The sequence below is a fragment of the Campylobacterota bacterium genome (genome assembly GCA_040752835.1).
Lineage (GTDB): Bacteria > Campylobacterota > Campylobacteria > Campylobacterales > Sulfurimonadaceae > Sulfuricurvum.
Map to the genome: position 1 here is coordinate 88,370 of JBFMGG010000008.1, position 12,033 is coordinate 100,402.

Genomic DNA, 12,033 nt, shown 5'->3' on the forward strand with positions numbered 1-12,033 from the left:
CGCTATTATATTCCTATGAATCTTAAATCACTCTAACTATTTAAGCTTTAATGTAGAGTTTGTTACAATATGACACTACCTGAATTCTCAAGGATAAAGTATGCGCTACAGCGACGTCGATTTGAACCGAAAAACAATTTTGATTACAGGGGGGGCGGGATTTATCGGCTCGAACCTCGCGTTTTATTTCCAGGAACATTACCCCGATGCGCATGTGGTCGTCCTCGATCTTTTCCGCTCCAACCTCACTCTCTCCAACGGCAACCTGAAAAGCTTCGGCCATTTCAAAAACCTGCTCGGATTCCGGGGGGAAGTGATCAGCGGCGACATCAACGACAAAGTGTTGCTCGATACACTTAAAGAACAGTATCGCTTCGATTATATTTTTCACGAAGCGGCCATTTCCGATACGACGGCGCTCGAACAGGATCTGATGATCCAGACCAACGTCAACGCGTTCAAAGATCTCCTCGACATCGCCGTGGCGCATGGAGCCAATATGATCTATGCCTCTTCGGGCGCGACGTACGGGGATGCCCCCTCGCCGCAGCGGGTCGGACGGGAAGCGCCGCAGAACGTGTACGGATTCTCGAAACTGATGATGGATCATCTCGCCCGCCAGTATTCTCAAAAACACACCAACATCTCGATCGTTGGACTGCGCTATTTCAACGTGTACGGGCCCAGGGAGTTTTTCAAAAATAAAACGGCGTCGATGGTCGTGCAGTTCGGCCATCAGCTCCTCGCAGGGAAAAATCCCCGCCTGTTCGAAGGCTCGGACAAAATCGTCCGCGATTTCATTTACGTCGAGGACATCGTACAAGCGAATGTTTTGGCGATGCATCCCAAAGAGTCGGGGGTGTTCAATGTCGGTACCGGGAAAGCGCGGTCGTTCCAGTCGATCGTCGATATTCTCCAGCAGGAGCTGGGAACGGTGCTTCCGTGCGAATACATCCCCAATCCTTTCGTCGGGCGTTACCAGTTTCATACCGAAGCCGATATCCAAAGCACCCGCGACGTGCTGGGGTATGCTCCCCGTTATGAGCTCGAAGACGGGATCCGGGCTTACGTAGGTGAAATCAAACGTCTGTTCGAAGAGGAGGTTCGATGAACCGGCTGAAAAACGCTTCTCCCCGCATCCTGGCCATCGGGGATTTGATGATTGACCATTACCTGTGGGGAGGATGTGAGCGAATCTCTCCCGAAGCGCCGGTACAGGTTGTCGACATCGCGCGTGAAACGACGGTTCTCGGCGGGGCCGGAAACGTCATCAACAACTTGGTTGCCCTGGGGGCGCAGGTTCGCGTCGGCGGAGTGATCGGAGACGACGAAAACGGGGCGGAACTCAAATCGATGCTCCGCGCCATCAACGTCGATGGCGAAGGGCTGAGTCTTCAGGCGGGGCGCAAAACGTCGAAAAAAAGCCGTATCATCGCTTCGAACCAGCAGATCCTTCGCTATGACCGCGAATCCAAAGATCCGATCGCATCACAGAGCGAAGAGGCGTTGCTATCCTACGTCGCGCGTGTTATCGGCGAATGCGACATCGTGATCCTCTCCGATTACGGCAAAGGGGTCATCACCGAGCGGGTGGCGCAGGGGGTGATCGCATCGGCCAAAGCGTCGGGCAAAAAAGTGCTCGTCGATCCCAAGGGAAAAGATTATTCCAAATACCGGGGCGCCTATCTGCTCACCCCGAACCGTAAAGAGGCTTCGGAGGCGACGGGTATTTCGATCCGTGACGACGAATCGTTGCGCCGGGCGCTTCTCATGCTCAAAGAGACCTGCGACCTGGAGTGCTCGATGATCACCCTCTCCGAGGACGGGATCGCCGTTTATGATGAGAATATGCGCCGATTTCCGACGGTGGCCAAAGAGGTTTACGACGTAACGGGGGCGGGGGATACGGTGATCGCATCGCTTTCGTATGCCCTGGCGTGCGGTCTCTCCATCGATGAAGCGGCACCGTTTGCGAACCATGCGGCCGCGGTCGTCGTCGGTAAAATCGGTTCGGCTACGGTGACCCTCGATGAGATCGACGCGTACGAATCGAGTCTCCGCCAAAGCACTTCGGATGCCCATATCAAAACAGCCGGGGAGATCGCGCAGATCGCGGCTCGGCTTAAATCGGAAGGTAAAAAAGTCGTTTTCACCAACGGCTGCTTCGACATCCTTCACGTCGGCCACGTCAAATATCTGCAGGAAGCCAAAAGCTACGGGGACGTTTTGATCGTAGGGCTTAATTCGGACAGTTCGGTCCGTGCGCTCAAGGGCCCCAGCCGCCCGGTGAACGTCGAAGCCGACCGCGCCTACATTTTAGCGGCGCTCGAATCGGTCGATTATGTGGTTATGTTCAGCGACGAAACACCCTACGACCTGATCAAAAATGTTGCGCCTGATATCCTCGTCAAAGGGGGGGATTATGAGGGGAAAACGGTCGTCGGAGCCGAATTTGCCGGCGAGCTGCGGCTGGTGAATTTCGTCGACGGCAAAAGTACGACGGCGACCATCGAGAGAATCAACAAAGGATCAGCATGCTAAAAACGATTATGATGTTACTGGCGATGGGTGCGAGCGCGTTCGCGGCCCATCAGATCGAAGCAAACGTCAACAACCGCGACGTCGAAGGACAGATCCGCCTGGATATGGGACGGATGGGGAATGCGATGAGCAATACCTACATCGGGGCCCGTTTTCTCAACGGCGACAACAACAACAGCGAAACCGCCCGCGATCTCGATCCGCTGGCGGAGGTTTCATTTATGGTGGAACAGTATGTTCGCGGCGTTCCGGGATTGAAAGTGGGCCTTGGGATCAAAGGGGAATACACGCAGATTGACGGCAGACGATACGCGGCCATCCCGCTGGGGGTCGAAGCCGAGCTTCGGCTGCCGCTCAATACGCCGTTTCCGTTCTACCTGGGGGGAGCCCTTTATTATGCCCCTTCGGTACTGAGTTTCAAGGAAGGGGACGGATATCTCGAAACCCGCATCCATCTTGATGCCGCGGTGATCGACAACGGCCGCCTTGAAGTGGGGTACCGAAACATCGATACCGACCTTGAAAACCGCAACGTCACTTATAACGATTCGTGGTATTTCGGTCTTAGATTAGACTTTTAACCGCTTCGATCACTTCGGCGGCCGTGATACCCTTCATGCATTCGTGATGCCCCAGCGGGCATTCGCGCTTCATGCACGGCGCACACTCCATCTCGTGACGTACAATCACGCTTTTTTCATTTTTCCATTGCGATGTTTCAAGATGCCGGGTCGGGCCGAAGACGGCCACTGTCGGAACCTGGTAGGCCGCGGCGACGTGCATCGGTCCGCTGTCGTTGGTAATAAACAGATCCAACCCCCCGATCATGGCGCAAAGTTCGTTTACCGACGTTTTGCCCGCCAGGTTCGTGACGCTGATGCCGTCCAGGCGCGTTTCGATGTCCTCGGCCATCTGCGTTTCGTTCGGTCCGCCGAAGATCACGATGTCGTAGCGGTCGCTGAACGCTCTGGCGACGTCGGCGAATTTTTCGGGATACCACCGTTTGGCACTGCCATACGTCGCCCCGGGATTGATCCCCAGGGTCGCTCGGGCGTAACGATGCGCCCGAATGTGAAGTTGCAGCGGACCGGTTTCGAGGGGTTGCGGGCTCAGTGTTTGGGCGATGTCGAGGTATTGTTCGACAAGATGGGTGTTTGGGCGCGTTCTGATGGGATGCGACACCAGCGCGCGGGAATGCCAGCTCGAGCGGGCGGCGGTGATCGGGGTTCCGCTGAGGCGCAGCAGCAGCGAGGAGTGAAGTTGGTTGCGAAAGGTGATCGCCATATCGTGTGGTCCCAGAAGGCGGGCGAAACGGTATGTGTTGAGAAAGCGGTTCCCCCCTTTTTTCGTTTCGTCGACGTAGGCCCGTGTGCATTGCGGGTGGTGTTTGAGCGCTTCGAGGCTCACGTACGATCCGACCAGGGTCAGTTCCGCACTTGGATAAATCTTGCAGAGCGCTTCGATGGCGGGAGTGGCCATGAGCGCGTCGCCCAGCCAGTTGGGAAGGATAATCAGGAGTTTCATTCGTTTTCCAGCGGAGTGGTGTAGTAAATCGGCGATTCGCCCAGCAACAGTGTATCGGTATCCATGCTGATGCCGTCTCGGGTTGTGACGGTGACCGTTTGGGTGAGGGCTATTTCCATCGATCCTTCTTCCAGCCACTCGACATGGAGCACTCCTCGAAGTGTTTCGCACAGCAGGGTGTGCCGACCCCTTTTGACCCCGTAGCCGACGAACGAGGCATCCGCCATCTGAGAAAGCATCGTGCGATAGGCGTCAAATGCGCTTCGTTTGCGAATCCCATCCCGGTTGTCGATAAGGCCGTAACCCGGAGCGACCAGCTGGTGCCAGAACACGGAATTCACGCTTTGCGAAGCGAAGGCGAGGAGATGGTAACGGACCATATACGACGCGTAGGACTCTTCGTCGACGCACTCGGTTTCACTGGTAGGAGCATAAGGAGCCGTCCCCGTGATGGGCCAGTTCGTTTCGGTGATGACGATTTCTCCGTCGCATTTGGGGCTAAGACGCGCAAGTGACGCCAAGAGGCGGATCTTTTCGATGAGGTTGAACCCCATTTGGGTGTTTTCGGGGGCGCCCCGGCGGTCCACATAGAGGAGGCTTCCTACCGCATCGTAACGGATGTTTTTGAAATTGAAAAGGGTATGGGCGCTATAGTGGTATTCGAAATCGATGACGTTCGAGCCGATCAGTTTGAGATGGGGAAAACAGGTTTTTTTGAGATCGAAAGCGATGCCGTAGAAGTCTAGATACTCGTTGACGCTGAAAAACCCCCATTTCGCGCGGTTGATCGTGCTGCCGATCACGTAGGTGTCGCAGATTCCCGAGAGGGCGGTAAAAATCGCCTTGAAATGTTCGCGGGTCATGGGGAGGTCGGTGATGTGCTCGCGGTCTTGCAATAGGGCGATCGTTACCGTGCACCCCTCGAAGCTCCGGACAAACGCGACGTATTCGTCGAGTCTGTCGATTTCCCACAGAGGGATCCGGATCAGAAGGTTTTTTACGCCGAGTTCGCGGACGAGCCCGGGCGAGAGGGAAGGCTCTTTGTCGAGGTTGACCCCCATTCCGAAAAAGCGGTCGCCGTCGATGCGGCGGTGGGGGAGATAGGGGATGGTCAAAACCGAGAAAGGAAGGGTCACCGCCGCGATCAGGAATGTTTTGATCAGGGATGGGAGGGCCGAGAGGCGCATTTTACGCTTGAGCTTCTTATCGCGGATAATGGCGGGCTGGTCGGAATAATAGTCCCATGCAAACGGTGTTTTCATGGCCGTATTGTATCCTCTTCTTACCTTGGATCGGCTGATACTCTACCTTGGAAGCAAGGTGGATTCTTCCTCCACAGCGCTTAAGCAGCTGTTTGATGGGAAGCATTAGAGCCGTGTATCCCACGGTCTCGTATGTTTTTAGCGGCATTGACATCTGCGTTGTCTTTGTGTCCGCACGCTTTACACACAAATTTTTTTTGCGTTTTACGATTCTTTTTCGAAATGTGACCGCATGCATTACACGTCTGGCTTGTATATTCGGGAGTAACCTTCACAAGCCGACCACCGCGTCGGGCAGTCTTGTATGCCAGCATCTCGAAGAACATACCCCATCCATTTTTCAGTATGGATCGGTTCAAACCGGACTTCGCTCTGACATTCTTCCCCGGCTTTTCTTTGGTTCCTTTCGCAGATTTTGTCATGTTTTTCACATTTAATTCCTCAACGACGACCACTTGGTTTTCGCTATATCGTGCTGAGAGCTTGTGAAGGAAATCCTTGCGTATGTTGGCGATACGAAAGTTCTGTTTTGCAAGACGCATCTTCGCCTTAAGGTGGTTATTCGAGCCTTTTTGTTTTCGGGAGAGCTGTTGGTGGCGCTTGCGCAGCTTTACCAACTCCCGTTCAAAGTCGAGTGGAGTGACGAGGTTTCCATTCGAATCTGCAACAACCGCTGCGACACCCATGTCAAGTCCGATAGTCTGCGCGTTGTGAGATGGCGTAAAGGCTTCGATACCGTCCTCGGTTAGGATTGCAGCGTGATATTGACAAGCTTCCATCGAGACCGTGACGGTCTTGATCTTCCCAGAATTCACCGCTCTTAAACCTTTGGCTTTTACCCACCCGACTTTTGGAAGGTAGACTTTCCCGTTATCGATCTTAACCCGTTGAGGGTACTGGTAACTTTGACGGGAATGGTGTTTAGATTTAAAGTGAGGGAATCCGGGCGTTTCACCTTGCTTGATGCGGCGGAAGAAATGTTTATACGCTTCGTCCATGTGGCGAATACTTTGCTGTAATGCCTGCGAATCCGCATTCTTGAGCCACGGGTGGCGTTCTTTCAAAATGGCAATCCGTTTATCAAGAATGTTTTTAGAGATTGTTACACCCCACTTTTTATAAGCGTACTTGCGAAGCGCGAGGGAACGGTTATAGATGTATCGACACGCACCGAACTGGAAGGCAATAATCTCTTCTTGTGCACTAGTCGGGTAGAGTCGGACTTTCACAGTTTTGAGCATCGCTTTCACTTTGTAACGGTGTGTATTGTATGGTACTGAAATATCGACTAATGCTGGGAATAATATGTTGATATGACATGCATAGGATTGGAATTTAAAAAGTCATTATCCGTCCACTCATTATTTATGAGCTGATACGCATCCCTTAAAGAGAGGTAGCTTTTCGCTTGCGTTTGGTAAAATGGCATAAAACACATATAAAGGCGAAGCGATGAACATACTGGTGGTGCGTAATGACAAACTCGGGGATTTCATCACCGCTTTGCCGACGCTGTACGTTCTAAAACGCCATGACCCTTGCAACCGCATCGTCGCTCTTGTCGCCCCGCTCAACCGCTCGCTGGCTGAATCGTGCGATTTTATCGACGAGGTGATCGTCGACGGCGGAGGGGACATTCTTGAGCTCGCTTTCAAAATCCGCGAGGCGAAAATCGACGCGTCAATTACCCTGTTTTCCAATACCCGCGTCGCGATCGCCCAGTTCCTGGCGCGGATACCCATCCGGATCGCCCCGGCGACGAAGATCGCCCAGATTTTTTACAACCGTCGCATCCAACAGCGCCGAAGCCGGGTGGAGATGGCCGAATTCGAATACAATCTGCAGCTAGCGCGCGCGCTGTTTGCGCAGATCGACCTTGATTTCCCCAAACCGCTGCTGCGTTTTGATGATACCGCTTATCGGGTTTTTTGCGCCGAGTACGGCATCACCCGTCCCGTCGTGGCGTTTCACCCTGGATTCGGAGGGTCTTCGGATGCAAACTGGACACTGGGCGAATACGTCGAACTCGTACGGATCGCCGAAGCATGCGGGGCGGTGGACGTTGTGATGACGTTCGGCCCCGACGAGGAAGCGCTTTGCGAGGAAGCCGCGGCGTTACTGGGCACACAGAGCCGTACGCATCTGTACCGTTCGCGCGGAAGCGTCGTCGATTTTGCACATGTATTAAGCAGTTTTAAACTGTTTATAAGTACATCGACCGGGACCTATCACCTCGCGAGCGCGTGCGGTTGCGAGACGTTTACTTTTTTCGCCGATACGCTCTTTGCTTCGGCTTCGCGCTGGAAAAGTATCGGGGATGAAGCCGGGCAGCACCATTACATGATTCCTCAGAACCCGCAAGGCAGAGAAGCGATGTTCGAGAGGGTCAAGCGGGAGTTGAAAAGTCGCCTCGAAGCAGGGCTTTGATCCGTTTTTTGAAGTTTTTGGAACGTTTGTTGGCATTGTTGTGCCGTTGCATCTCCGAAACGATCAGCGCTTCGTCCATCCCGCACAGCCGTGCGTATTCGCGCCCCATGATCTCTAAATCCGCATCGGATGCCCACAGTTTGTTGAAATTTTCGCACCCTTCCAGCGGAGCGATCGAATCACGAAACTCCATCCGGTTGATATCGACGATGGCAAACGCATACCCTTCTACGGTCCGTTTGACGAGAATGTTTCCGGGCGAGTAATCGAGGTGCCATACCCCTTTGCGATGGAGGTCGCAGGTGTAGGCGGCGAATGCTCTAAAGATTTCTTCGCGCTCGTCTGTGGGCTCAAGCAGCGGGGTACGGATCGTGAAATCGTATTCAAAGCATTCCGCAATGAAATAGCTCTCTCCCAGCAGCCCCGATTCGAAAAATTCGATTAGCGCTACGGGCGCGGGCGTTGATATCGAAAGATCGATCAGTTTCAGGGCGTTATGGTAGGATTTGTACGCTTTGCTTTTGCGAAAAAAAGTATAGACGATCCGGTTGAACAGGTGGGGAACCTTGAACGATTTAACGACGGTTTTAAGGCCTCCGAGATCGATGGTTTTGAGTTCGTTGCGGGCTTTGTGGATCGTATGGGTATCGGCATGGAATATTTCGCGTATCGCTTCGAACGACGGTTTGAAAAATGCGTATTCGGATCGGTATTCGTAACGGGCGTGCATGGTTACCTTTTGCCTAAGTCATCGTGTGGTATGATACTTTATTATTGCTGAAAAGAGAGGTGCCATGCTGCGGGTCGTCATGTATCATCACATCAACAGCGACGACCTTCCTCTCTCGAATACCGATGCGATGATGGAAGCGCATCTGCGCCAGGTGGCCGAGCACTACACCTCCGTTTTCCCGGGGGAGGAAGCCGCCGACGCCATTTGTCTGACGTTCGACGACGCGTATTACGATTTTTACCATTATGTTTTCCCCCTCCTCAAACGTTACGGCCTCAAAGCGCTCCTTGCCGTGCCGGCCGCGTATATTCTCGATGATACCGCCGTCGCTCCCCACGAACGCCTTTCGCTCAAACACCGCGAGATTTACGAAGGGGAGAATTATCGCACCCACGCGCCGTTTTGCACCTATGCCGAACTGCGCGAAATGATCCGAAGCGGTCACGTTGCCGTGGCCTCTCATTCGATGAATCACGTCAATCTGGCCGAGTCGGGAGTCGATCTTGGCGAAGAGATCGCAGCTTCCAAACGGCTCCTCGAAGAGAAACTGGGATGCCGGATCGATTCGTTCGTGCTGCCGTTTGGGAAATACAGTGACGCATCTGTTGATTTTGCTCGTGAATATTATCGGTATGTTTTCAGGATCGGCAACGCCTTCAACCCTTCGTGGGAAGGGATCGGCGGATTGATCTACCGTATCAAAGGGGACGGGCTGAGAAACCCCGGCGAGTTGTTTACACCGTGGAAACAACTCGGTTTTGGACTGAAAACACTTGTTAAAACGCTCAAAGGAGAGAGATGAACGTATCGGCGGTGATGATAGTCAAAAACGGGGTGCGGACCATCCGAAGGTCGCTTGAAAGCCTGCGCGAGTTCGACGATGTCGTCGTTTATGACAACGGTTCGACTGACGGGACGCAGAACATCGCGCGCGAGTTCCCTAACGTCCGTCTCATCGAAGGGGAATTCGACGGCTTTGGGACAACGAAAAACCGTGCCGCATCTTTTGCCCTTCACGAATGGATCCTCATCATCGACAGCGACGAAGTGGTCGACGAAGAACTCCTGCGTGCGCTTAAAACCAAGCCGCTCGATCCGCGAACGATCTACATCGTCAATTTCCTGGCCTATTACAAAGAGATCCAGATCCGCCACTGCGGTTGGAACAACCAGAAAATCCGCCGTCTCTACAACAAAAGCGTCACCCGTTTCAATGACAACGCGGTGCATGAGAACATTATCGACGAGGGGATGAAAAAAGAGAACATCGAGGGGAACATGAAGCACTACAGCTACATGAGCATCTCCGATTTCATCGTGAAAGTGGACCGCTATTCCACCCTTTTTGCGCAAGGTAACGTCGGCAAAAAATTTCCGACCCCAGCCAAGGCGTTTTTCAACGGCCTTTACTCATTTTTCCGCACCTATGTTCTCAAACGGGGATTCCTGGACGGGTATGCTGGGCTCATCATCGCTTTTTCGCACATGGCCACTAATTTTTACAAATACATGAAACTTTATGAAATTAATCAAAGAGATGAATAAATATGCAAGTTGAGCACTAGAAGTTTATAGATAGTTAAGCAGGGAAAAAAGTTATGAAAACAGTTTTTTTTAATTTCGAATATGATACGATAAAGCATTGGTAAATTAAATATTATCTGGATGGTATTGTATGAAAGTATTGTTATTGGCTGGTGGATATGGAACTCGGTTATCTGAAGAAACTGATATCCGTCCCAAACCAATGGTAGAAATTGGGGGGAAACCAATTCTTTGGCATATTATGAAAATATATAGCCATTATGGTTTTAATGATTTCGTAATTTTGCTAGGTTACAAAGGGTATTATATAAAAGAATATTTCGCCAATTATTTTTTGCATCAAAGCGATGTCACCATTGACATGCAAAATGGCAAGATGGAAATTTTAAATAATTCTAGTGAACCGTGGAAGGTCACCTTACTTGATACAGGCTTGGAAACAATGACCGGCGGACGTGTAAAGCGGGCAGAAGAGTTTATTGGAAATGAACCTTTTATGCTCACTTATGGCGATGGTGTGAGTGACATTGATATTAATAAATTAGTGACATTTCATAAATCGCACGGGAAAGCGATGACAATGTCTTCTACTCAGCCGGAAGGGCGTTTTGGTGCTTTAAACATTGAACCAAATGGTCAAGTGACTCATTTTTTGGAAAAGCCAAAAGGAGATGGTGGTTGGATCAATATTGGTTTTTTTGTTTGTGAACCAAAAGTTTTTGATTATATTTTAGAGGGAGATAGTACGGTATTCGAACAGGCTCCGCTTCAGACTTTGGCGCAAGAAGGTGAGATCATGACCTTTAAACATTACGGCTTTTGGAAGCCGATGGATAGTTTAAAAGATAAAACCGATTTGAATAAATTATGGGACACTAAAAAAGCTCCATGGAAAGTATGGTAATGCAAACTCTCTTTGGTGGAGTGTACAAAAATAAAACAGTTCTAGTGACTGGACATACGGGATTTAAAGGCTCATGGCTCGCTCTTTGGCTACATCAAATGGGAGCAAAAGTGATAGGTTATTCTCTTCCTCCGCCTAGTGAACCAAACCACTATTCACTTTTGAACCTTGACATCGTCTCTGTTATTGGAGACATTCGGGATTTGGGCACACTCAATCAGACGTTTGCTGAGTATCAGCCTGATATAGTTTTTCATCTTGCAGCTCAACCGTTGGTGCGTCTATCGTATGAAAATCCAATCGAGACTTATGAGACGAATGTTATTGGAACCCTCAAAGTCTTTGAAGCCTGTCGTGCACACAAGGTAAAAGCGATTGTTAATATAACCAGTGACAAAGCTTATGAAAATCGTGAATGGGTATGGGGATATCGCGAAAACGACCCAATGGGAGGATATGATCCCTACAGTTCTTCTAAAGGGTGTGCGGATCTGCTAGCCAATTCGTACAGGAACTCTTATTTTAATCCTACAGAATACAAAAAATCACACAATACTCTCTTAGGATCTTGCCGTGCAGGTAACGTAATCGGCGGCGGTGATTGGGCGAAAGATCGTTTAATGACGGATATCATGCTTTCTGTATCGGAGGGGAAAAAAGTGAGTATCCGTAATCCGTATGCAACCCGTCCGTGGCAGCATGTCCTTGAGCCCCTCAGCGGATACCTTGCCATTGGACAGAAACTTCTGGAAGAAAAAGCAGGATTTGGAGACGCATGGAACTTCGGACCAAGCGACGAGGGGAGCATAACGGTCGAAGAGGTCGTGAACCACGTCAAAAAGCATTGGGACAAAATCGATTATGAAATCAATCGTGATCCCCACCAGCTGCATGAAGCGAATTTGTTAAAATTGGATTGTTCCAAAGCACATATTCTTCTCAAATGGAAGGACGTGTGGAACAGTGAAACGACTTTCGAAAAAACTGTACTTTGGTACAAGGGGTATTATGAAACCGGGACGGTTTCAACGGAACAAAATCTACAAGATTACATCAGTGATGCTAAAAAGAAAAAATTAGAATGGACGAGAGGATAA

12 protein-coding genes are annotated in these 12,033 nt (G+C 51.0%); 8 read left to right on the forward strand and 4 right to left on the reverse strand.

Annotated elements, in window-relative coordinates:
• Positions 1 to 100: 100 nt before the first annotated feature.
• Genes rfaD through AB1763_10350 form a run of 3 tightly spaced genes read left to right on the forward strand, consistent with a single transcriptional unit; the run spans position 101 to position 3,122 of the window.
• Positions 101 to 1,111 (forward strand): ADP-glyceromanno-heptose 6-epimerase, encoded by a 1,011-nt coding sequence (gene rfaD / locus AB1763_10340; GenBank protein MEW5833223.1) that lies wholly within the window; start codon positions 101 to 103, stop codon positions 1,109 to 1,111.
• The gene (gene rfaE1, locus AB1763_10345; protein MEW5833224.1) at positions 1,108 to 2,541 is read left to right on the forward strand and encodes a D-glycero-beta-D-manno-heptose-7-phosphate kinase; all 1,434 of its coding nucleotides are present in this window, start codon (positions 1,108 to 1,110) and stop codon (positions 2,539 to 2,541) included. Before rfaD ends, rfaE1 begins: the two co-directional genes overlap by 4 nt.
• Positions 2,535 to 3,122: a YfaZ family outer membrane protein gene (locus tag AB1763_10350; GenBank protein ID MEW5833225.1), complete on the forward strand. Its 588-nt coding sequence runs from the start codon at positions 2,535 to 2,537 to the stop codon at positions 3,120 to 3,122. The genes rfaE1 and AB1763_10350 overlap by 7 nt, the downstream gene beginning before the upstream one ends.
• Here the strand turns inward: AB1763_10350 and waaF are convergent.
• The 3 genes from waaF to AB1763_10365 form a co-directional block, all read right to left on the reverse strand.
• Positions 3,106 to 4,065 (reverse strand): lipopolysaccharide heptosyltransferase II, encoded by a 960-nt coding sequence (gene waaF / locus AB1763_10355; GenBank protein MEW5833226.1) that lies wholly within the window; start codon positions 4,063 to 4,065, stop codon positions 3,106 to 3,108. The two genes, AB1763_10350 and waaF, sit on opposite strands and share 17 nt — an antisense overlap.
• Positions 4,062 to 5,327: a glycosyl hydrolase gene (locus AB1763_10360; GenBank protein MEW5833227.1), complete on the reverse strand. Its 1,266-nt coding sequence runs from the start codon at positions 5,325 to 5,327 to the stop codon at positions 4,062 to 4,064. The genes waaF and AB1763_10360 overlap by 4 nt, the downstream gene beginning before the upstream one ends.
• Positions 5,328 to 5,407: 80 nt before the next feature.
• Positions 5,408 to 6,568 (reverse strand): transposase, encoded by a 1,161-nt coding sequence (locus tag AB1763_10365; GenBank protein MEW5833228.1) that lies wholly within the window; start codon positions 6,566 to 6,568, stop codon positions 5,408 to 5,410.
• Between the two features lie 211 nt (positions 6,569 to 6,779).
• On the opposite strand from AB1763_10365, the gene AB1763_10370 reads away from it, so the two are divergent.
• Positions 6,780 to 7,754 (forward strand): glycosyltransferase family 9 protein, encoded by a 975-nt coding sequence (locus AB1763_10370; protein MEW5833229.1) that lies wholly within the window; start codon positions 6,780 to 6,782, stop codon positions 7,752 to 7,754.
• On the opposite strand, the gene AB1763_10375 is transcribed toward AB1763_10370, so the two are convergent.
• Positions 7,714 to 8,484 (reverse strand): lipopolysaccharide kinase InaA family protein, encoded by a 771-nt coding sequence (locus AB1763_10375; GenBank protein ID MEW5833230.1) that lies wholly within the window; start codon positions 8,482 to 8,484, stop codon positions 7,714 to 7,716. The genes AB1763_10370 and AB1763_10375 overlap by 41 nt on opposite strands.
• Before the next feature lie 64 nt (positions 8,485 to 8,548).
• On the opposite strand from AB1763_10375, the gene AB1763_10380 reads away from it, so the two are divergent.
• The 4 genes from AB1763_10380 to rfbG all read left to right on the forward strand — a co-directional run bounded on the left by AB1763_10380 (position 8,549) and on the right by rfbG (position 12,033).
• Complete coding sequence (locus AB1763_10380) at positions 8,549 to 9,289, forward strand: polysaccharide deacetylase family protein (GenBank protein ID MEW5833231.1); 741 nt, start codon at positions 8,549 to 8,551, stop codon at positions 9,287 to 9,289.
• The gene (locus AB1763_10385) at positions 9,286 to 10,032 is read left to right on the forward strand and encodes a glycosyltransferase family 2 protein (protein MEW5833232.1); all 747 of its coding nucleotides are present in this window, start codon (positions 9,286 to 9,288) and stop codon (positions 10,030 to 10,032) included. The genes AB1763_10380 and AB1763_10385 overlap by 4 nt, the downstream gene beginning before the upstream one ends.
• Before the next feature lie 130 nt (positions 10,033 to 10,162).
• Entirely contained in the window at positions 10,163 to 10,936 is a 774-nt protein-coding gene (gene rfbF, locus AB1763_10390; GenBank protein MEW5833233.1) for a glucose-1-phosphate cytidylyltransferase, read from the forward strand.
• Entirely contained in the window at positions 10,921 to 12,033 is a 1,113-nt protein-coding gene (gene rfbG / locus AB1763_10395; protein ID MEW5833234.1) for a CDP-glucose 4,6-dehydratase, read from the forward strand. The genes rfbF and rfbG overlap by 16 nt, the downstream gene beginning before the upstream one ends.